Origin of the sequence: Chitinophaga sp. Cy-1792, from assembly GCF_011752935.1 — a bacterium.
Taxonomy (GTDB): Bacteria; Bacteroidota; Bacteroidia; order Chitinophagales; family Chitinophagaceae; genus Chitinophaga.
Window position 1 is genome coordinate 2,040,533 of record NZ_VWWO01000001.1, and the last position, 22,358, is coordinate 2,062,890.

Annotated in this window: 19 protein-coding genes; 10 read left to right on the forward strand and 9 right to left on the reverse strand. The window is 45.8% G+C overall.

Annotated features, from left to right (window positions below; genetic code table 11):
- The first annotated feature begins 69 nt into the window (after nucleotides 1-69).
- Complete coding sequence (locus tag F3J22_RS08390; RefSeq protein WP_167016101.1) at nucleotides 70-762, forward strand: hypothetical protein; 693 nt, start codon at nucleotides 70-72, stop codon at nucleotides 760-762.
- 79 nt (nucleotides 763-841) lie between these two features.
- Here the strand turns inward: F3J22_RS08390 and F3J22_RS08395 are convergent, their stop codons facing one another.
- Nucleotides 842-2,992, reverse strand: coding sequence for a cation:proton antiporter (locus tag F3J22_RS08395; RefSeq protein WP_167016102.1), 2,151 nt, complete (start codon nucleotides 2,990-2,992; stop codon nucleotides 842-844).
- A 171-nt stretch (nucleotides 2,993-3,163) separates the two neighbouring features.
- Here F3J22_RS08395 and F3J22_RS08400 point away from each other — a divergent pair, with 171 nt between their 5' ends.
- The 4 genes from F3J22_RS08400 (at nucleotide 3,164) to F3J22_RS08415 (ending at nucleotide 7,268) form a co-directional block, all read left to right on the forward strand.
- Complete coding sequence (locus F3J22_RS08400; RefSeq protein WP_167016103.1) at nucleotides 3,164-3,472, forward strand: ATP-dependent Clp protease adaptor ClpS; 309 nt, start codon at nucleotides 3,164-3,166, stop codon at nucleotides 3,470-3,472.
- A 15-nt stretch (nucleotides 3,473-3,487) separates the two neighbouring features.
- Nucleotides 3,488-4,135 carry a leucyl/phenylalanyl-tRNA--protein transferase gene (aat, locus tag F3J22_RS08405; protein ID WP_167016105.1) on the forward strand — a complete coding sequence of 216 codons (648 nt, stop codon included), beginning with the start codon at nucleotides 3,488-3,490 and terminating at the stop codon, nucleotides 4,133-4,135.
- Between the two features lie 49 nt (nucleotides 4,136-4,184).
- Nucleotides 4,185-4,793 (forward strand): DinB family protein, encoded by a 609-nt coding sequence (locus F3J22_RS08410; protein ID WP_167016107.1) that lies wholly within the window; start codon nucleotides 4,185-4,187, stop codon nucleotides 4,791-4,793.
- 192 nt (nucleotides 4,794-4,985) lie between these two features.
- Nucleotides 4,986-7,268 (forward strand): glycoside hydrolase family 95-like protein, encoded by a 2,283-nt coding sequence (locus tag F3J22_RS08415; RefSeq protein ID WP_167016109.1) that lies wholly within the window; start codon nucleotides 4,986-4,988, stop codon nucleotides 7,266-7,268.
- Between the two features lie 60 nt (nucleotides 7,269-7,328).
- Here the strand turns inward: F3J22_RS08415 and F3J22_RS08420 are convergent, their stop codons facing one another.
- Together F3J22_RS08420 and mtaB are read right to left on the reverse strand one after the other, a co-directional pair.
- Nucleotides 7,329-8,672, reverse strand: coding sequence for a hypothetical protein (locus F3J22_RS08420; RefSeq protein WP_167016111.1), 1,344 nt, complete (start codon nucleotides 8,670-8,672; stop codon nucleotides 7,329-7,331).
- Between the two features lie 178 nt (nucleotides 8,673-8,850).
- On the reverse strand, nucleotides 8,851-10,128 hold the full coding sequence (gene mtaB, locus F3J22_RS08425) for a tRNA (N(6)-L-threonylcarbamoyladenosine(37)-C(2))-methylthiotransferase MtaB (RefSeq protein ID WP_167016113.1): 1,278 nt from the start codon (nucleotides 10,126-10,128) through the stop codon (nucleotides 8,851-8,853).
- A gap of 79 nt (nucleotides 10,129-10,207) precedes the next feature.
- Between mtaB and F3J22_RS08430 the strand changes: the two genes are divergently transcribed.
- The 4 genes from F3J22_RS08430 (at nucleotide 10,208) to F3J22_RS08445 (ending at nucleotide 14,569) form a co-directional block, all read left to right on the forward strand.
- A complete protein-coding gene (locus F3J22_RS08430; RefSeq protein ID WP_167016115.1) occupies nucleotides 10,208-10,645 on the forward strand; it encodes a DUF4258 domain-containing protein in 438 nt (145 codons plus the stop codon).
- A gap of 84 nt (nucleotides 10,646-10,729) precedes the next feature.
- Nucleotides 10,730-11,497, forward strand: a complete 768-nt coding sequence (locus F3J22_RS08435) for a 1-acyl-sn-glycerol-3-phosphate acyltransferase (RefSeq protein ID WP_167016117.1) — start codon at nucleotides 10,730-10,732, stop codon at nucleotides 11,495-11,497.
- Nucleotides 11,494-13,938 carry a primosomal protein N' gene (gene priA, locus F3J22_RS08440; protein ID WP_167016119.1) on the forward strand — a complete coding sequence of 815 codons (2,445 nt, stop codon included), beginning with the start codon at nucleotides 11,494-11,496 and terminating at the stop codon, nucleotides 13,936-13,938. Before F3J22_RS08435 ends, priA begins: the two co-directional genes overlap by 4 nt.
- A gap of 85 nt (nucleotides 13,939-14,023) precedes the next feature.
- Complete coding sequence (locus tag F3J22_RS08445) at nucleotides 14,024-14,569, forward strand: hypothetical protein (RefSeq protein ID WP_167016121.1); 546 nt, start codon at nucleotides 14,024-14,026, stop codon at nucleotides 14,567-14,569.
- A gap of 73 nt (nucleotides 14,570-14,642) precedes the next feature.
- Here the strand turns inward: F3J22_RS08445 and F3J22_RS08450 are convergent, their stop codons facing one another.
- Nucleotides 14,643-16,619, reverse strand: coding sequence for a DUF3857 domain-containing protein (locus tag F3J22_RS08450; RefSeq protein WP_167016123.1), 1,977 nt, complete (start codon nucleotides 16,617-16,619; stop codon nucleotides 14,643-14,645).
- Nucleotides 16,620-16,645: 26 nt separating this feature from the next.
- Nucleotides 16,646-17,320, reverse strand: coding sequence for an NAD(P)H-binding protein (locus tag F3J22_RS08455; protein WP_167016125.1), 675 nt, complete (start codon nucleotides 17,318-17,320; stop codon nucleotides 16,646-16,648).
- A gap of 170 nt (nucleotides 17,321-17,490) precedes the next feature.
- Between F3J22_RS08455 and murB the strand changes: the two genes are divergently transcribed.
- Nucleotides 17,491-18,504: a UDP-N-acetylmuramate dehydrogenase gene (gene murB, locus F3J22_RS08460; protein WP_167016127.1), complete on the forward strand. Its 1,014-nt coding sequence runs from the start codon at nucleotides 17,491-17,493 to the stop codon at nucleotides 18,502-18,504.
- Nucleotides 18,505-18,592: 88 nt separating this feature from the next.
- Here the strand turns inward: murB and F3J22_RS08465 are convergent, their stop codons facing one another.
- The 4 genes from F3J22_RS08465 to F3J22_RS08480 form a co-directional block, all read right to left on the reverse strand.
- Nucleotides 18,593-19,561, reverse strand: a complete 969-nt coding sequence (locus tag F3J22_RS08465; protein ID WP_167016129.1) for a YpdA family putative bacillithiol disulfide reductase — start codon at nucleotides 19,559-19,561, stop codon at nucleotides 18,593-18,595.
- 9 nt (nucleotides 19,562-19,570) lie between these two features.
- Entirely contained in the window at nucleotides 19,571-20,266 is a 696-nt protein-coding gene (locus F3J22_RS08470) for a gamma-glutamyl-gamma-aminobutyrate hydrolase family protein (protein WP_167016131.1), read from the reverse strand.
- Nucleotides 20,267-20,350: 84 nt separating this feature from the next.
- Nucleotides 20,351-21,241: a class I SAM-dependent methyltransferase gene (locus F3J22_RS08475; RefSeq protein ID WP_167016133.1), complete on the reverse strand. Its 891-nt coding sequence runs from the start codon at nucleotides 21,239-21,241 to the stop codon at nucleotides 20,351-20,353.
- 117 nt (nucleotides 21,242-21,358) lie between these two features.
- Nucleotides 21,359-22,315 carry a YeiH family protein gene (locus F3J22_RS08480; RefSeq protein WP_167016135.1) on the reverse strand — a complete coding sequence of 319 codons (957 nt, stop codon included), beginning with the start codon at nucleotides 22,313-22,315 and terminating at the stop codon, nucleotides 21,359-21,361.
- Nucleotides 22,316-22,358 lie beyond the last annotated feature (43 nt).

Genomic DNA, 22,358 nt, shown 5'->3' on the forward strand with positions numbered 1-22,358 from the left:
GATGATTGTGCTTTACTTCTTCCGCTCTTTTTATTACTTTCAGATATCCTTAACCTATCATCTTTCCCTATGTCAGCATTACTCACTTTCAGACGTTTTAACACGGCACAGGAAGCTGCGGAAATCGTAGAAATTCTTCAGTCGCATAATATCCCGGTAGCATATGAAGAAGAAGTGTTGTTGATGGATTCCATTTATCTGGGCCAGAACTTTGACCGCCGCCACCTGGTGAAAATTCCTGCAGAAGATTTTACTGCTGCCAATAAACTTATAACAGACCTGATACAGGTGTCGCTTGATGATGTTGATCCGGATTATTACCTGCTTTCTTTTTCTGTAGATGAACTAAAGGAGATCATTGAGAAAAAAGATGAATGGGGTGAATACGATTACGTATTGGCAAAGCAGCTGCTGGAAAAAAAGGGTATCACCTATACACCTGAACAAATCAAGGAAGTAAGTGCTGTCAGAAAAGAAGAATTATCCCAACCCAAACAGCTGCCTGCTGGCTTACTGCTATTAGGATTTTTAGCTCCTTTGTTCTGGTTTACGTTTATGCCTTTCAGTACTGTATTGGGCTTTCTGGGCTTCATTATTGGTGGTTCTGCATGGATGACCAGAAGGACTTTGCCGGACGGCACCCGGCAGTACGCATTTACGCAGGCATCCCGCAACAATGGGAAATGGATGATAATTGTCGGGATAGCAGGTTTCCTGCTTTACATCGCTTATATCGTCTATCTGGCAGATAGGCGGGGATAATCATCTGCCCTGAAAATTATAAAAAGAGGTCTCTACTCAGTAGAGACCCCTTTTCCTGTTTATATCTTTGTTGTGTTATCTATTTTTTCGGTTTGAAAATACGTTTCACTGCCTTACCCAATTTGCTCAGGTTAGCCAGCTGTTCCTGTATCGGTGCCAGGGTAAGATCTTCCGGTTGTATACCCGCTTCTACATAATCGATGGCAGTTTGTTCAGGATATAGCAAAATTGCGTTATTATCCTTGAAATGGCGGCTTATCTTACCTGGAATGGATTCCATGGATGCATTGTAGGAAAGAGAGCCTTTTCGGGCTGTTACAATCACAATGAGATCGTTTTTGGTTACCTCTTTCGTGAGTGCCTGTGAATTTTCGATGCCTTCATTGGATTTGTAGGTGATATCGATACTCACTTTTGTTTTTACAATAAACCCATCGATAACAGACTGGGTAGATTCGGCGCAGAACACGACCAGCTTGGCGCCGGATTGTTTTGCCAGCATCAGCATTTTCTGCAGATAATGAAGGAATCCGATTTCATATTCCGCATTTTTAGGCAGCGCCAGCACCATTTTTTTGGTGGTATTCAGCGGGTACTGGAAGCTGCATACATAAATCGTTTCCCATACGCTTTGCAATACGTTGTCCAGTGTGCTACCAAAGAAAGATCCCAGGAAACGGTCTGTGGCGCTGGTTTTATCTGTCCAGCCAAGGATGACATCACTTACCATCAGCTCTTTGGCGGCCCTGGAGATGCCATCAGAGATATTCAGGTCGATACGGGTGACTACCTGCAACTGACTTTCGGTGGCAGCCGCATGAATAACCGCTTTTTCCATCATCTTATTGCTGGCATGTATACTTTCCTTTGCGGCCGGGTTGTCCTGCACGATGGCCAGCGGGTAAATAGGCGTGGCGGCGTGCGGATCTTTAATCATCACGGCGAAGTCGAGCAGGGATTCTATACGTTCCGGATTGGCTACGGGGATCAGTATACGTTCAGGTTGGTCCGGCAATTCGGGTTTCTCTGATGCTTCCTGGATAGCCAGTTTACGGCCGGCGTTTTCTGTTACGAAAGAGCCTACCAGGCAGGTACACAGAATCAGTATGACTGTTCCGTTCAACACGTTTTCATCAACAATGTGCATGTTGAAACCGATGAGTATTACCGCGATGGTGGCGGCCGCATGGGCACTACTCAACCCGAATATTACATTGCGTTGTGTGTTGCTGTAACCGAATACCAGCTGTGTAAACCAGGCGGCGAGCCATTTGCTGCTGAGGGCCATACCTGTAAGCGCACCAGCAATAATCAGGGCTTCAGGGCCTTTCAGCAATACGCGCAAATCTACCAGCATACCTACACTGATCAGGAAGAAGGGAATGAAGATGGCATTACCCACAAATTCAATTCTGTTCATCAATGGGGAGGTATGGGGGATGAGCTGGTTCAGTGCCAGACCGGCCAGGAATGCGCCGATAATACCTTCCACGCCTGCCAGTTCGGCCAGGAATGCAGCGGCAAATACCAGTGCCAGCACAAATATGAAGTGAGAAGTTTTATCGTCTTTGATTTTCTTAAAAAACCATCTTCCCAGCATAGGGAATACCCAAAGTATGATGACGGCAAAGATGAGGAGGGAAACGCTGAGTCTTACCCAGAATTCTGTGTTCAGGTTACCTGCCTGTGCCCCGGTGATAACAGCGAGAATCAACAGCACAGCAGTATCCGTAATGATGGTGCCCCCCACCGCCACGGTGACGGCTTCATTTTTGGTGATGCCCAGCCGGCTGGCCAATGGATAAGCTACGAGTGTATGGGTGGCAAACATGCTGGAGACCAGCAGGGTAGCCATAAAATTGAATTGTAACAGGTAAGTACATACGAGGAATCCCATGATCAATGGGATAAAGAAGGTGAATCCTCCGAACACCATACTCCGGTAGCGGTTTTTTCGGAAATCATTCATATCCAGCTCCAGGCCTGCCAGGAACATGATGTATAACAGCCCCGCATTTCCAAACAATTTGATGCTGTCTTTTTCGACCAGCTGAAATCCATGATCACCAATCAACATGCCGGCAATGATCAGTCCGATGATACTGGGTATCCTGAATTTGCGCAGAATGATCGGCGCCAGCAGGATAATGAACAGCACCAACGAAAAGATGGGTACAGGATCTTTCAGGGGTAAGGATATTTTCATCAATAAAACCAGGCTATACTTCATGGTACCAATTTTTAGACTGATGATGGAGATATTTGCTCTTTTTCTGCTGTTATCGCATTAAATATCAATAGGAAAAGCTATAAATATCTGCCTGCATCAATATTAACATTACTCAAATGTGGATAAATTAACGAATATTCCGCGTAATTTTGCATAAAGCTTTCTTTAACAATGATCGAACTCACTAAAACAGAAGGATTTACAGAAGAGCAGGAGGATATCCTGGTGGCGGAAGATGAGCAATATCCCTTTCAGCTGGTGGTATGGAATGATGATGTTAATACTTTTGACTGGGTGATAGCGTCGTTGGTAGAGGTTTGTGGTCATACCAATGAACAGGCACAGCAATGCGCACTGATCATCCATTTAAATGGAAAATATGCGGTGAAGGAAGGAGAATACCTCAAATTGCGTCCACAGTGCGAAGCCTTGCTGGAAAGAGGTTTGAGTGCCACCATCGAAGAAGCCGTCAACCAATAGTCTGCGTTTTTTTGCATGATCTTCCGATTAACGAGAGAACTGATATTTCCTGATCCGCGGATGTCGGAATCCGACGGACTGCTGGCGGTAGGAGGAGACCTGAGCTCAGACCGCTTGCTGCTGGCCTATCGTAGCGGTATTTTTCCCTGGTTCAACGACCTGCCTATACTATGGTGGAGTCCCGATCCCAGGTTTATTTTATATCCCCACGCGTTGAAGGTATCTGCCAGCATGAAGCAGGTACTGAAAAAACAAACTTTCCGGATAACCTTCAATCAGGCCTTTGAGCAGGTAATTGATAATTGCAGCCGTATGCCCAGAGCCGGCCAGCAGGGCACCTGGATTACGAACGATATGAAAAAAGCCTATGTACGTTTGCATCATGAAGGTCATGCCATGTCGGTAGAAGCCTGGCAAGATGAGGAGCTGGTAGGTGGCTTGTATGGCATCCGTATCAAGCAGGTTTTCTTTGGTGAGTCGATGTTTGCCAAAGTAAGTAATGCCAGCAAGGCGGCATTCATTACGTTTGTACAGGAGTATACGAAAAACCATGACCTGGCTTTAATCGACTGCCAGGTAGAAACGGATCACCTGGCCTCGCTAGGGGCTGTTTCGATACCAAGAATTAAATTTCTTGAGCTACTACGTCTCTATAAAGTTTAGTAACTTCACGAACTTTCCGTTTAGAAATTTACCACCAAACACCCCCACGATGAAAAATTCATTCTTAGCGCTGGTTGTTGTGATGTGTGCAGGTTTTATCTTCCCCAATCAACCCCGGATTGCTGCTCAGGACGACAAAACCCTGCTCATTACACAATTAACACAAACCAGGGACAATGTCCTGAAAACCGTACAAGGCCTTACGGACGAACAATTAAAATACAAACCCGCGCCCGACAGATGGTCTGTTATCGACTGCGTAGAACATATTACGCTGGTGGAGAAAGCCATGTCCGACGGAGAACAGCAGCTGGTTAAACAGCCTGCCAATCCTGCGCTGCGTGCAAACATCAAAGTGACGGATGACCAACTCCTCAACATGGTGGAAGACCGCAGCCACAAAGCAAAAGCCCCGGAGCCATTTGTGCCTAAAGAAGGCCAGACACCTCAACAGGTGATCAATAATTTTGTGACGCAACGTAATGCGCTCATCGCATATGTTACCAACACAAATGATGACCTGCGTAACCATGTAACCGATAAAACACCTTTAGGTACCATTGATGCCTATCAGATGCTGTTACTGGACGCTGCTCATACGGCCCGTCACAACAAGCAAATGGATGAAGTGAAAGCTTCTACAGGGTTTCCGAAATAATCGCATTTCCATCATTACATTTTCCGGCGGATAGGGTAATTCCTGATTCCGCCTTTTTTATGCTATCATCCGGCTAAAATAACGCCAGCATTTGCTAAAATAATTTACGGGTAACATCATCTTCCTGGATATCTTAGTTGGATATTAAATCCTTTATTTTCTAAAATAGAGGGAGTGAACAAAATATCAACAATGAAAAAAGCAGCAATAGTATTTATTTTCCTATGCCTTCCGGGAGCCTTTTCCACCGCAAATGCGCAGGTAAAGCCGGCATATAACCTGGAATCAGCTCACCTGGCCCAACGTTGGGATGAGGCCATGCCATTAGGTAATGGTATGTTGGGGGCACTGATATGGGAAAAACAGGGCAGGCTCCGGCTTTCGCTCGACCGGGCCGACCTCTGGGATGAGAGACAGGCACTGGATCTCTCTAAATTTAATTTTAAAGATGTACAACGCTGGGTAGCGCAAAAAAAATATGATTCCGCACACCGCCTCGGCGATGATCCCTACCATGCACCTTACCCTACCAAATTGCCGGTAGCGGCCATGGAATTTCAAATAGAACGTTTAGGCACAGTAGTATCCAATGTACTGGATATCCAGACCGCATTAAATACCGTGAAGTTCTCCTCTGGTGCTACTTTTGCGTCTTACATAGCCGCAACACAAAATGTTGGTTACTTCTCCTTCAGTCATTTACCGGTATTAAAAGATGATGAGATAGTTAAAGTTTTATCACCGGAATTAATCGTACACAAATTTGCAGATACCCTGAAAACCAGCACTAATGGCGGTATTTCGCCGGGAAGTGTGCAGTTGCTGGGCTATAAAAATGGTGTGGTGACGCGCAATGGAAATACCATCAGCTATAAACAACCTACCTATGCTCATCACTATTTTGAAATAAAAATCCAATGGAAAAAGTTACCGGATAACAGCATTATAGGTAGCTGGGTGATTGAAAATGATAAGGCAGCAGTACTGCCTGTGCTGAATAATAATCTGCAATCCACTGCCGACTGGCAGGCGCATATCCAATGGTGGACTGGTTTCTGGGCTAAGTCTTCCGTTTCGCTACCTGACAGTATTATAGCGCGTCAGTATTACCTGGATATGTATAAACTGGGTGCTGTGGCCAGAAGCAACACGCCGGCCATTACACTGCAGGCCGTGTGGACTGCCGATAACGGCAACCTGCCACCATGGAAAGGAGATTTCCACAACGACCTCAACACGCAGCTCAGCTACTGGCCTACCTATACCGGCAACCACCTGGATCTTGCTGTAGGATATATTAACTGGCTTTGGAACATGAGAGCCGCCAACAAGCAATACACAAAGCAATACTTTGGCGTGGAAGGATTGAACGTTCCCGGCACAGCTACGTTGCATGGAAGTCCGATGGGTGGCTGGATTCAGTATTCGCTGTCGCCTACAGTGGTGGCCTGGTGTGCACAACATTTCTACTGGCAATGGAAATATTCCATGGATGACAACTTCCTGAAAACAAAAGCATATACCTATATCCATGAAGCAGCTACTTATCTGGAGCATATCAGCCAGGTGAAGAATGGGGTAAGAGTGCTGCCACTCAGCTCCAGTCCTGAGTTTAACGATAATAATATCAATGCCTGGTTTCCACAGTGGACGAACTTCGATTTAGGATTGGCAAAATTCTTATTTACTGCAGCCGCAGAAGTAGCTGCCGCTGGCAACAACAAAAATGAAGCATCGCACTGGCAAAAGATTTTATCAGAGTTGCCCGCATATGATGTAAATAAGACGGGGCTCACAGTGGCGCCCGGACAGGATCTTACGGAATCGCACCGGCATATGTCGCCATACATGGCCGTATATCCGTTGGCGTTACTGGATGATAATAAACAGGAGGATGCAGCCATTATACACCAATCGCTGCAGCAGATAGAGAAGAATGGTACCCGTGAATGGTGTGGTTATTCCTTCAGCTGGATGGCCTGCCTGTATGCACGTGCCCATGAGGCAGATAAAGCTGTTAAACAACTGGATATTTTTGCCACCAATTTTTGTTCTGTGAATAGTTTTCATCTGAATGGAGATCAGAAAGGCGGAGAGTATTCCAATTTTACCTACAGGCCATTTACACTGGAAGGTAACTTTGCGTTTATGCAGGGTGTACATGAATTGTTGTTACAGAGCAGGATGGGTTATATCGAAGTATTCCCTGCAGTTCCTGATAGCTGGAAAGATGTATCATTCCAGGATCTGCGGGCAGAAGGCGCTTTTGTTATCTCTGCAAAAAAGGAAAATGGTAAAATGCAATCAGTAAAAATAACAGCAGAAAAAGATGGTCTGTTGAAGATAAAACTGCCGTTTAAAAAGTGGGCTGCTGGGGCGATGGCGTCATCATCGTTTAAAACAGGTAGTGATGGTATTACAGTGATGATGTTGAAGAAAGGTCAACAGCTATTAATTGAAAATACAGATAAGTAAAAAGATGATATTGATAGTAACAAAGGGTCTCGACTTAGTCGAGACCCTTTGTTACTGCTGCTATTTTATCAGAATATCTGCGCCTATGAGTGCCGCTTTGCCAATCCAGGCATTTGAGCCGTGCTGCTTTGAAACGGAGTAATTGCTCAGTGACGTGTGTTCAATATCGTTAGTACCGAGGTATTTGTGGTTAAAAGAAATCAGATAGCTATAGATCGTTCTGTCTGCCTTAATTGTCTTGTTATTTACTTCTTTTTTCTTCGCATGGGTATATTGTTTCACCACCTCCTTATACAAAAGGCCCACAAACGCGGTATCGGATTCATTCAGTGTTTTTTTATTTTCCGCATTTTTATAGAGATTGATTGAAAGTGTGTTATCGGCATTTTCAGTAGCCGTCATGCTTCCTGATACCTGATCTTTTACGACAGTTTTCAGCCTGCTGAATCGCATATTAGCTTTCAGTTGTACATACTTCTTTTCGCCATCAATATTTATTTCGGCTGGCGTTACGGTATAGTATTTCTGCAGGGTGGCTAATAATCTTACATTGTCTGAATGATCATTTACAGCACTGATGATTTTACCGTTAGTGTCAAAGATCAGATCTACCGTGAAGAAGATGTCATAATTGCCTGGTTTATCCAGGTGGAGGAATTCTTCCATCTCCTGGCAGAATGCGTCTTTATTGGAAAGCTCAGTGATAGGATCGTTGTCAACGTCTGCGTAGTCGAAGGGTAATTTAGTTTCGTATTTCTTTTTCAGGTCGGCTTCTTTTATTTTTCTTGCTTTGAGTGTTGCCTGACGTTCGGCTTCTGCTGCTTTGGCTGCTGCCGCCTGTTCAGATGCTTTTTTTGCTTTTAGTGCGGCAGCATTGGCTGCTTCCCTGGCTGCTTCCTTGTTCAGCGCTGTTTTACGCGCCTGCAATTCTTTTGCGTTTAATGGGTATTCATATGCCTGTATACTAACCAGGCATTCATCAACTCCTACATATTCTCCCGGATAAAATACCAGGTTGTCATTCAGGGATTGCAGTCCTTTGCCTGCCTCAGTGGGATTATAATATTTAAACTGTGTGGGAGTAATAGCTAGTACGTTTGGGGTAAAGCCGGATGATCTTAACCCTTTAAACATTATATAGTAGCCATAATCGGGGATGTAGGCTTTAGTATATACATAAATAGCACCAGTGGATGGATTGTCAGTGAGCAAACTGGCACTGCAGGCGTTCCCCATATTTAATGCTTCCGGGTTTACAGCAATAAGCAGCTGTTTATTTAGCGGAATGACCCATTTTTTTCCTTCAGGAACAGGTTGGGTATACGATTCGATGGAGATTACTTTTTGGGCACTGGAATAGGTAGATAACAAGACATAAGCTGCCAGTAAGCATAATTTTTTCATAGGTGAAGGGTTCGGTATTTTTTATGAAATTAGAAATAATGAAGATGTTTTTCCCATTATTTTTCTGAAGCTTATATTGATTTTAGCATAAAAAAAGAGCTGACGCGTTGGTCAGCTCTTTTTTTATATTTTTTCCTTAGGAAGATGATAAAATTGATTTTATCCAGTGGATAAACAATTATCTCATTTCCCAGTCGATGATATTGTTAGCCCATTCTTCTCTGAAAGGCGTCGTGATCTTGATATAGTTATCGGTATAACCTTCCATCATGCCATCTTTGTTATGAGATTCAAAGAGGACTTTCCTGGTTTCGCCGATATGCTGTTCGGTAAAGAACTGCAGCTTTTTATGGCTGAGGTTGCGGAGCATTTTATTGCGTTCGTGGCGTACGTTTACCGGTACAACAGGCTGGATATCCAGCGCCATGGTGTTGGCACGTTCAGAATAGGTGAATACGTGCAGGTAAGATACATCCAGACTGTGCAGGAAGTCGTATGTTTCGCGGAAATGTTCTTCTGATTCGGAAGGGAATCCTACGATCACGTCTACGCCTATGGCACAATGTGGCATGAATTGTTTGATGAGCGCTACTTTTTCAGCGTATAGTTCTCTGCGGTATCTGCGGCGCATGCGGCCCAGGATATCATTGCTGCCACTCTGTAATGGAATATGGAAGTGCGGCATGAATTTGCGGCTGTTGGCCACAAATTCGATGATTTCGTTGGTGAGCAGGTTAGGTTCGATGGAAGATATACGGTAGCGTTCGATGCCAGCTACTTTTTCCAGTTCCTGGATGAGTTCGAAGAAAGTTTCTTCTCTTTTCTTACCGCCTTCAAATCCTTTCCCGAAATCGCCCAGGTTTACACCGGTGAGTACGATTTCCTTTACGCCATTAGCTGCCAGTGTTTCCGCGTTTTTAACTACGTTTTCAACACTATCGCTTCTGCTTTTACCCCTGGCCATGGGAATGGTACAGAAGGTACAGTTATAATCGCAGCCATCCTGTACCTTAAGGAAGGTACGGGTACGGTCGTGTAAGGAATAGGAGGAGTGGAAGGAGTTTACGTCTTCAATATCACAGGAACAGATTTTAGCACTGTCGCCTTTGGTGAGTGTTTTCAGGTGTTCGGCGATATTGAATTTCTCAGCAGCCCCGAGTACGAGGTCTACGCCTTCAATTGCGGCAATTTCGGCAGGTTTTAACTGGGCGTAGCAACCAGTGATAACAACCATGCTCTCCGGTGCGCGGCGCTGGATACGACGTACCAGCTGGCGACACTCTTTATCTGCATTATCTGTAACTGAACAGGTGTTGATGACGTATACATCTGCTGTACCGTCAAAATCTGTTTTTACAAAGCCATCCTGTTCCAGTAACCTGCTGATAGAGGAGGTTTCTGAAAAGTTCAGCTTGCAGCCTAGTGTATGAAATGCTACTGTTTTTACTTGTTCCATAAAGGACGGCAAAGGTAGCAACTTTTTATGTCATAGACAGGTCAGTAATTTTGACTAATTTACGCCCCCATTAGATTTTATGAAAGCTGCACAAAAATATCTTCCTGTCGGGTTATTAGCACTACTTCTCATGGCCGGCTGGCATCAGAAATGGTGGAGAAGTGAGCCAACGGCTGCCAAACCGGGGGCAGTGGTTACTCATCCTCCCAGGCCTTCTGCGGCATATACCGGAAAATTACTGAATAGACGCGCACACCTTGAATATACGAAACATGCCAAATGTCGCATGGATTGTCGTCATGTGACGGAGGCGGAAGTGGAAGAGATTCTTCATGACGGTAACATCAACCTGGAAAAATCAAACCCCAATGATCATCCGTGCCCAACCTTTGCATTGGAGGGGTATTCGCATGACGGACAGCACCTCCGGATAGTGTTTGCTCCCTGCGATGAGGAAAACGCCCGCGTGATTACCTGTATTGACCTGGACAAGGATTGGACCTGTCATTGTGAATAGGTATATTATTCTAAAACGGAATTCGTTATTAGTAATAATAGTCGTAGTTTTCCAGCTTAATTAAACCACTTTCAAGGGGCGTTTATGAAATTATTAATGAAATTGTTGCGTGTTATCTATGTAGTATACGCCGCTATCCTTTTTCTGGGAATCATGTTTCTGATATTGCCGCCAATTTTCCTGGCGTCTTTGCTGGGCAAGCAACGGGGCGGAAATATCATCTTCTATTTCCTTCGTTTCTGGGCACATACCTGGTTTCCGCTGGTAGGCATGCCTGTTACAAGGGAGTATACATGTGAGCAGGATGATGAACCTTGTATTTTTGTGGTAAACCACCGCAGCTACCTCGATGCAGCCATTGCAGTAAAGGTAATGCGACTCCCTTTCCGTCCTTTGGGAAAGGTGGAAATGTCTAAAATCCCGTTTTTTGGGTTCATTTATAAGAATTCTGTCGTAGCGGTAGACCGTTCCAATGCACCTGCACGCGCCAAAAGTGTGCGTGAAATGATGACCATGCTGAAAGCCGGTATCTCCGTGCTGATGTTTCCGGAAGGTACTACCAACGATACAAAGGAGCCACTGCGTGCTTTCCATAACGGTGCTTTCCGTATGGCCATTGAAATGCAGATCCCGCTTAAACCGGTATTATATGTGGATGCCGGCGACCGCTTTCCGTCTGGTGGCCTCATGGGACTGAATCCAGGAAAATGCCGCGTGGTATTTCTCCCGAATGTTCCGGTGGAAGGCCTCACCCTCGACGATATCAACACCCTTAAACAGCGTGTTTACGAAATAATGGACGCAGAGCTGCGTAAACGCCGCCAATACCCAACATTGCAAGCTACCGCATGAAGTATGCAGATGTAATATTACCACTCGCCTTACCAAAAAATTACACCTATTCTGTTCCGGACAATATGCTCGGCACTATCCAGGTGGGCAGTCGTGTGGCTGTTCAGCTGGGTAAACAGAAAAAGTATGCCGGTATAGTGAAGGCAATACATGACAATGCACCTGCCGACTATAAAACCAAACCCTTACTGGACCTGCTGGACAAGGAACCGGTCGTATACCCGACACAGATAACCTTCTGGTCGTGGATAGCCAGTTATTACATGTGCAGTGAGGGCGAAGTACTGAATGCCGCACTCCCGGCACATCTTAAACTCTCCAGCGAAACGTTGCTCCTGCATAACGATGCTTTCGGCGACGACTATACGCAGCTGGACGATGATGAATATCTCATTGCCGAAGCCCTGCAAATCCGCAAGGAGCTTCGTATTGACGAGGTGCAGCTGATTCTCGACAAGTCAGAAGTTTATTCTGTTATCAAAAAACTGATCGAGAAAAAAGTATGCCTGGTTTATGAAGAATTAAAAGAAGTATATAAAGAGAAAACAGAAAACTTCGTCTTACTTCATCCTGATTATCACGAGGAAGAAAAACTGGCGGCACTGTTCAATGATTTAGGACGTGCACCCAAACAGATGGAGTTACTGCTGGCTTATCTGCATCTTATCAAAACAGCCGGCCAGGTGACACAACCCGAGCTGCTGAAGAAGTCGGGTGCTACCACCGCCCAGCTGAAAGGCCTGACGGATAAGGGTATTCTCCTCCTGGAGAAACGCGCCGTTGATCGTATCAAACACCATAAGTCTGATATTCAGCTGGATTTTGACCTGAGTCCTGCACAGGAACTGGCCTTTGCTGCCGTACAGGAACATTTCAAATCCAAACAGGTAACGCTGTTGCACGGAGTTACTTCCAGCGGTAAAACGCAGGTATATGTAAAGCTGATGGAAGAAGCGCTGGCAGCGGGAAAACAGGTATTGTACCTGCTCCCGGAAATCGCGCTGACTGCACAGATCATCCGCCGTTTGCAGAAACATTTTGGTGAACAGATCGGTATCTATCATTCCAAGTTCAATAACAATGAACGGGTGGAAATCTGGAATAAGGTAAAGAACGGTGACCTGCGTATTGTACTGGGCGCGCGTTCCAGCCTGTTGCTGCCTTTCCGCGACCTTGGCCTGGTGATCCTGGATGAAGAACATGACGGCTCCTACAAGCAGCAGGATCCGGCTCCCCGTTACCATGCAAGGGATGCGGCGATTTATTATGCGGCATTGTTCAAAGCTAAAGTGCTGCTGGGCTCTGCAACGCCATCACTCGAATCTTACTATAATGCCCAACAGGGCAAATATGGGCTGGTAACGCTTTCCGAGCGCTATGGAGGCCTGGAAATGCCTGCTATCGATATTGTGGACATCAAAAAGGAAATGGCCGAAAAAACCATGGACGGCAATTTCTCCCAGGCATTGAAAGTGGCCATTACCGAAAGTCTGGCTGCACAGAAGCAGGTAATCCTGTTCCAGAACCGCCGCGGTTATGCGCCTTTCCTGATGTGTACTACCTGTGGCTGGATACCGCATTGCAAGCAATGTGATGTATCCCTGACCTATCACCGTAACCAGGATAAACTAACCTGTCACTATTGTGGTACGAGGTATCCCTATGTATATACCTGCGCTGCCTGTGGCAGCCAGTCGCTCATTCCTAAAAGCTTCGGTACAGAGAAGATAGAAGACGATTTACAGCAGATATTTCCGGAGGCAAGAATTGCCCGTATGGACGTGGATGCAGTACGAAATAAAGATAGCCATAACAAGATGATCAAGCTGCTGGAAGACAGGGATATCGATATCCTGGTGGGTACACAGATGGTTGTGAAAGGGCTTGACTTTGAAAATGTAAACCTGGTAGGCATCCTCAGTGCCGACAGTCTGCTAAGTTACCCCGATTTCCGTGTGAATGAAAGGGCTTTCCAGCTGATGGAGCAGGTGAGTGGCCGTGCGGGAAGAAAGCATGGACAGGGAAAAGTACTGGTACAGGCCAGCAATACCCGGCATCCGGTGCTGCACTATGTGCTGGCACATGATTATAAAGCTATGTACGAGGCGGAAATCGCAGAACGGCAGTTCTTCCACTATCCGCCGTTTTATCGCTTATTGAAACTCACCTTAAAGCATAAAAATCAGCAAACGGTGGAACAAGCCGGCCATATCCTGGCCAGCTGGCTGCAACCGCATATAGGCCCGCAAATGGTAGGACCTGCCGCACCTCCTGTGGCCCGCGTCAGAAATAACTATCTGCAGGAAATGCTGATCAAACTACCCAGAGATGCTAAAGCGATCGCACAAACGAAATACCTGCTGAGAGAATACTTTATCCAGCTGCTGGCGGAAAAAAGATTCAGATCAGTGGTGATCGTGCCAGACGTGGATTGTGTGTAAATGATTGTCAATCAACTTATCTAGTATATATAAACTATTATATATTTTATAATTATTATCTTGGTGTAATAATAATTATAAACCTATGACTGTAGTTAACACAAACCCACAGCGCCCACCCATGCACATTGGGAGTATCATCAGAATAGTATTGTTATTTGTTGCTGCCATCTTTTTTTTCTCATTATACGTTGCCTTTCAACTGGATAAAAAGAGAATTCCGGTTTATCAGGCAATGATAAAGGATTCGACCATCACCACGGCCCTTCTCGATCCCATGTACAAGCAAACGATCTTAAAGAAAAAAGGTGTTGTAAAGTCTACCGACTATGAAATTTCGTATTCCTATAAGATAGGAGATGCTACCTATCATGAGAAGAAGACGGTGAAAGAAGAACCGCAAACAGTAACGATGCCGTTATATTATTCAAAGTCAGATCCTGCTGTACATACTTTTAATCCGCAAGCTGATATTGACAATATCGAAAAAGATGCTGCATCTAAGGGGCCTATTGTTGTGGGTTGTATCCTGGTTGCTGTGGCAGCGTGGTATATCAGAAAATATTTAAAACGTCGGGCAGAGGATATTGAGGAAATGGAAACGGGCTACCGTCCTTTACGATATGAATAAAGCTGTATAAAAAAAGAAATCCCGCGAACCATACGGTTTGCGGGATTTCTTTTTTGCGTCATACGCTATTGAATTACTTTTCCAGTGTAAGTACCTGCTGGCGGAGTATGTTTACCCGCTGGATGACCTGCTGGAATGTTTCTTTATCCTGGTTGTAGAAGTCCACGTCTTTGAACCATTCTATCAGGTAGATATGCACTTTGCTATCTTCCTGTACTATCCTCATTTTCAGGCCTAGTTTCTCATCTTTTGAGTTGATGTTTACATTAAAATCGGCTTTGTTTTTTATTTTATATCCTGCCGGTAAGTCCAGGTGGATGCGGCTTTCGTAATAGAACGGGAATGCCAGTTGTACCGGGAACCCTGCTGGTGGCAGGTTTGGACTTAATACAATGGCACCTGCCAGCATTTCACCAAGGCGTAATTCTTTGGTATTGTTTTGTGAAACGATCAGCTTAGGCGTATTGATAGTGGATTTCAGCACGGCAGGCTGGTCCATCGGTTGTGCCGTAAACACTTCATTGGATGCTTCAAACTTCACCACTTTCCTTTCTTCGGGTGAGATTGGAATGATGGCATTCAATACTTTATTCCTTTCGTTATCGTCGTGATTTTTTGCGGTGCGGGTGAATACGTTTTTCACGTTCAGGCCGGCATATCCTCCCAGCGACTGCGTAATATCCCAGGTAGGGTTGTTGAAGTCGGTGAGGGTGGCGTCGAGACTGATATTCGAGAATGTATAAGGCGGTATCGGGGTATTCATCATATCGGTGAGTACCTGGCTTTCCTGGCCTACGAGGGTATCCCTGCAACGTACTGCCAGCTGGTTAATCCATGGTGTCGGATAACAAGGGTAGCGGGAACTGAAGTCGGTAGGGGCCATCGCCTGTCCCTGATTCGGGAAGTAGATCAGCGTATTTTCAGCGAGGTCAGGATTGATGTAATCCCTGCTCAGCGGCACATTATCTCTTGCAGAGGTAAACAGCAGCTGTGTTGGTATGTTGAGGTAATAGTAGAATGCATTCAGCAGGCGGATGATCCCGACTTTATCGGTCCTTTTGGCGCGGATGGCAACTGCCAGATCGCCGGGCTGGTCAAACTCGCCAGGGTATTGGTAGACCTCATAGTTTGACTTCACATACTGCTCTACCATGTAGATAGTTTGTTGTACCGGCATTCTGTTTTTCAGGAAAGGCAGGCTGCCCAGTTCCTTTTCTACCTGTTTAGCTTCGTTTTTGCTGAGCGCTACGTAAGGCACGTAAGTTTGTTTTCCGAAGTCGTCCCAGGTAAGTTTGCTGGTTTTGCCGTTTTCAGTGATGCTGAATAGTCCGAATTCTATACGGGTAAGGAAGGACTGCACATTGTACAGGTCATTCACCACGATAGGGGGGATATTATGAACAGTGGCGGCATACAGGCGGCTGTTTCCTTCCAGGCTTTCTGTAGGGGAAACATCGGCAGCATTGCTTTTCACCAGGAATTCCATGGTTTTAGGCGTCATCAGTCTGAATTCAGCAGCAGCGCAGGGGATATCGGACTGAATGGTCATGATGCCGGCATAGGCGCCACGAACTTTGCTGATCAGTTCATATTCCAGCTCATCGCCTTTGCGTAGTGCGAGTCCGGTGACTTTTATTTCAGAAGAGCCGTCCCTGTTACGGTTGAGGCGTACAGATCGTTCGAGGTCTGTAGCGGTGCCATCAGCGCTGATTTTGCGGATATGCATGCTACGGGGTTCCTCGTAGGATTTTAATTTTATTTCGAGGTTGTCGAATTTGTCCGGGTCAAGGTCCTGCTGAATCTGGAGGCTTTTGTATAAGGTCTGGTAATAAGAATATCCATCTGCCTTATCCCTGCTATCGATATTAAAATTTACAATTTCCCTGGTGAGTAACAGGAAATATGGGACGTTATACATTTGTCCGGTGGGGACGGTATGTTTCCTGGCGTCTTTCGTCCAGCCTTCGGCAAAGCTGCCGTCCTGCGCTTTACCGGGTCGGGATAAAGTCAGCAGGCAGGAAAATGTGAGGAAGAATATAAGTCGTTGCATAAGAATTTAAAGATACGTAGTGTTGCTCAAACAGCGATCGGAGATTCTCCGATTTCCTGGATGGCATCAGATTCGATTACATAGGTACCGGGTTCGTTCTTTTTGGCTACTTTAAGCATGGCGTTGGCCACGGTAGCGGCTTTGATCCCCCTGTACTTCTTCCATTTTCCTTGCAGTAGAAAATAAAATAACTGGATAAGGTATTTGCTGATCCATTCTCCCAGCCGGAATTCTTTTCGCTGGCCTATCAGGAAAGAAGGGCGGAAGATATAGGTGCCTTTGAATTTAATGGCTTCTATGGCAGCTTCCAGCTGTCCTTTTGTACGTAGGTAGAAGTTACGGGAATAGAGGTTTGCACCAATCGAAGACATTACCAGGAACTGTTCTACACCGTTCTGGTGTGCGATGGTGGCACATCTTACCGGAATATCAAAATCTACTTTCCTGAAATTTTCCTTGCTGCCGGCCTTTTTGATGGTAGTGCCAATGCAACAGAACAGGGTATCGCCTTTCAGTAATGATTGCAGGCTGCCGGTATCTTCATAATTGACGATAATGCTTTCCAGCCCCGGTCTTGGGTTGAACCAGTGTTTCCTGACCAGCACCTTCACATGTGTGTAGTAACCATCATGTAAAAGCGCAGAAACCAGGTGCGTGCCTGTAAGGCCTGTTGCTCCAATTACTATAGCTGTTTTTTCCATGGATAGAATGTACTGTTAGTAAATCCATTGATAACCTATATCTTTGATAGTTAGAAGAAATATCAAACAGGTATCACCAATTCTTTCTGTATAGTGGGCTGCACGCGGCAGGCTACCACCTGATGATTTTCTTCATACTCTTATAAAGTTAAGTTTTTGAATGCTTAGTTATGCTGATATCTGATAATGTTCTGTTAAAGTCATATAATACTTTCGGCCTTTCTGCCACTGCACGCTATTTCTCTACTTTTTCGAACCAGCAGGAGCTTGCTGCATTGCTGGAAGATCCCAGGGTGCAGGAACGCCGTATGATCCTTGGTGGAGGCAGTAATGTACTGTTTACCAGGGATTTCGATGGCGCTATGCTGAAAAATGAAATTAAGGGAATTGAGATTATCGGGGAAGATAACGATTACGTATATGTGAAAGCCGGCGCCGGCGAAAACTGGAATGGGTTCGTTCAATACTGTATTCAGCATAACCTGGCCGGACTGGAAAATCTGTCGCTGATACCTGGTAATGTAGGTGCCAGTCCGATGCAGAACATCGGTGCCTATGGCGTAGAAATCAAAGATACTTTCCAGGAGCTGGAAGCATTTCATTTACATGATAAGACAGTTGTAAAGTTTGATAATGCCGCCTGTGATTTTGGTTACAGGGAGAGTGTATTCAAGCGTCAGTATAAAGATCAGTTTGCGATCCTGAACGTAACCTACCGATTGAGTAAGCAGCCCCATTTCAATACCAGCTATGGCGCTATAGAGGCCGAGCTGGAACATATGGGTGTAAAAGATTTATCTATACAGGCTATTAGCCAGGCGGTCATTAATATCCGTACCAGTAAGCTGCCTAATCCGGCGGAAATTGGTAATGCCGGCAGTTTCTTTAAAAATCCTGCTGTTGACCTGGTGCATTATGAAGCCTTGAAAGGCACTTATCCTAACCTGGTGGCTTATCCGTTGGCAGATGGTAACTTTAAGCTGGCTGCTGGCTGGCTGATAGAGCAATGTGGCTGGAAAGGTTACAGGGACGGGGATGCCGGGGTTCATGCGAAACAATCGCTGGTGCTGGTGAATTATGGTAATGCCAGCGGGAATGCTATTTATGAGCTGTCGCAGAAAGTAATTGAGAGTGTGAAGGAGAAATTTAATGTTGTATTAGAGAGAGAAGTTAATATTATTTAGCCTTTTGATTTCCGCGCCTTCGGCACGGAAATCAAAAGGGGCCTTCTTTTAAGCAGCGCCATAGGCGCTGCTTAAAAGAAGCAAAAAACTACATTTTCGCCTTAATATGGTGAATAATTTTATCCGCATGTTCCCTTGAGTTCTCAATAAACCAGACATGCGTATCCATACCTCCACAAACAACACCCGCCAGATAAATCCCTTCCATATTGGTTTCCATCGTCAGTGGATTATATGCAGGATAACGTTTGTTATCTTCAGATAACTTGATGCCGGCTTTCTGCAACAGCGTAAAGTTAGGCTGGTAGCCTGTCATGGCAATGACAAAGTCGTTCGGTATGGTTAGGATGCCTTCCGGTGTCCGGATGTCTGCTTCTTCTTCTCTTACCGCCACCAGCGAGGAATGGAAATGCGCGGTAATGCTGCCTTCCTTGATACGGTTTTCTATATCCGGTTTCACCCAGTATTTTACGCGTTTACCTATTTCGTTTTCACGGATGATCATGGTTACGTTTGCGCCTTTGCGGTAGGTTTCCAGTGCGGCATCTACGGCAGAGTTGTTGGCGCCGATAACAATGACATTACGGGTCGCGTAGAAGTGGGGATCTTTATAATAGTGTGTTAGTTTAGGAAGATCCTCTCCCGGTATGTTCAGCAGGTTCGGGATATCATAGAAGCCGGTGGCTATAATGACGTGGCGGGCCTGGTACTGGCGCTTATTGGTGAGTATCGTATATTCTTTACCGTTAGGTATTACTTCTGATACTTCTTCAAAGAGATTTACGTGCAGGTGATTGCTGACAGCAACCCTGCGGTAGTATTCCAAAGCCTCCGGCCTGTTGGGTTTGGGGCTGATGGATACGAACGGAATATTACCTACTTCCAGTCTTTCAGAGGTGCTGAAAAACGTCATATACAATGGGTAATTGTAAAGGGAGTTGGTCAGACAACCTTTTTCAATGACCAGGTAGGATAGTCCTGCCCGCTGCGCGGTGAGCGCACAGGCGATGCCGATTGGTCCACCACCGATTATCAAAACGTCATAAGCTGCGGCCATAATATATTTTTATTTAGCTGCCAGATAATCCAGCAGTCTGATGAGTGTATTATTCGTATCTGTGAGGAGTTCCTGGTGTTGCAGGATGGTATCCTGATGTTGGATGAAAGCGCCACCGGCGGCAATTTCGCCGATGCCATTCTTCAGCATATCCTGCAGTGAGTCTGGCGTAAGTTCCAGGTGGAACTGCAAACCTATTGCATTGTTGAAGATGTAAGCCTGGTTACTGCAGGCCGCAGAGGCGGCAAAGCGTGTGGCGCCGGCAGGAATGTCGAAAGTATCGCCATGCCAGTGAAATACGATCATATGCTGTGGCAGTACACCCAGCAGCTGGGCTGCCTTGTCCTGGAAGGTAAAATCTATCGGGAACCATCCTATTTCCTGCTGCGTATGTGGGTATACGTTAGCATCGAGTGCGGCTGCCAGTACCTGTGAGCCCAGGCAAATACCCAATACTTTCTTTCCTTTGGCTACAGCTGATTTAACGATATTTATTTCTTCTGTGAGCCATGGGTAGGCAGCTACTTCATATACGCCCATAGGGCCGCCCATGATGATGATCATATCGGCGTTGGCTGCCTCACTGGTATCGGCGTCCGGTTCGAACCACCGGGTCGCTGTAAGCCGGTGCTGGTGGGTATTTATCCAGTCTGCGATACAACCTAATCCTTCAAAGGGTACATGCTGAAAGTAATGAATATGCATATGGGTCTGTCGGGATGGTGATGTGCTGCAAAGATATTTTAAACCGACCCAGTTTCCATATTATGATTTGTAATTTCTGATAAGTTAGTGTAATTCGGCGTGGATGATACGACAGAACTCAAAACCTTTCATGCCGGAGCGTTGGCGTTTGAAGTAGAGGTGCCTGAATTCATTGGCATTACCGTCGTAGTGAATCAACATATTACGGTTTTGGAAGATATTTTTCCAGGTATCGCTATTGGCGCTGAAGTTCCAGTCTTCGCCGGCATTTTTGAGAAACCGTGCTACATCGTTGTAGCCTTTGAGCATGGCTGTATCTGTCGAATTTTTCAATGCGGATGACTGGATATAGGAGAAAATGATTTGTGTGCCTGCGGGGTACCTGGCTACATACCTGAAGAAGTCATTGATGATAGCGGGGTTGAGTGTAGAGGTGATGCCTTCCCAGAGGAAGAGGGTTTTATAATGTTCTTTTTGCAGATGATTGACCAGTACTTCCGATAGCGATTCTTTTTCCATATCCAGCGCGATATAATCTACAAAGCTCACGGGCATGTCTATTACGTCATAGAGTTTGCTTTGCTTGAGTTGCTGCATTTCAGGATGGTCTATTTCTACATAATTCACTGGTATGCTGGTCCGGAGGCGGTGTGCCCTGGTGTCGAAGCGTGCATTCAGGGTGATAATCTGGTTGATACCGTTGTTGGATACGGCATCTTTGATGATGTCATCGATGCGCCTGGTGCGGGTTACCACAGAGGTATAACCGCCGGCCCAACGGAGCTGGAGCAGATTTTTTACCATGTTTCTGAAGAATCCGGCATTGCAGCAGGATACCACCGTTTGTTGCCATGGGCGGAGAAACGCTGCTGCAAATGGATCATGTAATAACCTTCTGGTGGCAGGTGCAGTACTTTCGATTGCTCTGAAGAAAGCAATGAACGTAGCAGCGCGACCGCCGTATTTCCAGCTCATAAGTTGAAATGGTTATAAGGGCCAGTAATAGTTTTTCAGAACGATATGAATAATGATGAGTATCAGTTATTCCTAGTATATCAAATGTAAATAAATGCGGGCACATTTCCTGCAATATTAATGCAGTTGCAGGATCACCATTAAGGCGCTGATGCTGATGAAGGCCCAGAGCAGCACCCCTTGTAATAATGGCTTCCAGCCGATGCCCCGAAGCATTTCCCTGGTGAGGTTGGCTCCTATGAGGAAGAGTGTCAGGGATAATCCCGTTTTGGCGCTTCCCGTTAGTATGGGGCTGATCTGCTGAATGGGAAGGAAGGTGTTCATAAGCATGGCCACTACAAACAGCCCGATGAACCATGGTATCTTGATGGTGGCTCCTTTGGTTCTGAACAGCAGGGAGGTGATCAATGCCACAGGGATGATCCAGAGGGCGCGACTCAGTTTCACGGTGGTGGCCACTTGCAGGGCTTCGTCGCCATATTTGCTGGCGGCGCCAACTACAGAGCTGGTATCGTGTATGGCGATGGCGCTCCAGAGTCCGAACTGGGTCTGGCTGAGGTGCAGCATATGCCCTAAAACAGGGAAGAGGAACAGGGCTACGCTGTTGAGCAGGAAGATAATTCCCAGGGCTACGCTGAGTTGTTTTTCGTTGGCTTTTACTACCGGCGCAATAGCCGCTATGGCGCTGCCTCCACAGATGGCGGTGCCGCTGGAGATCAGGTGGGAAGTATGTTTATCTATGCGGAATATCTTACTGAGCAGCCATCCTAAAAGCAGGGTGGTGCTGATAGAAGCGATGGTAAGCAGAAAGCCTTCCCTGCCGGCTTTCAGGGCATTGTGGGCATTCATGCCAAAGCCGAGGCCAATTACGGAGAGCTGAAGCAGCCAGTGCGTGAGTTTCCTGGTCAGCTGCTGATAGGGATTGCCGATGGTTTGGGCCAGTCCTATACCCAGCAGCAGCGCTACCGGCGTGCTGATAAAGGGAAGCAGGGTGATGGCAGCGGCTGTTATGAAAAGCGGCTTATGTAATTTTTTTTGTCTGGTGGCCTGGGTAATGGTCTTCTGTTGTTGCATATTCTGAACGTTGATAATGATGCAAAGTTCAGGACAGCAGCGG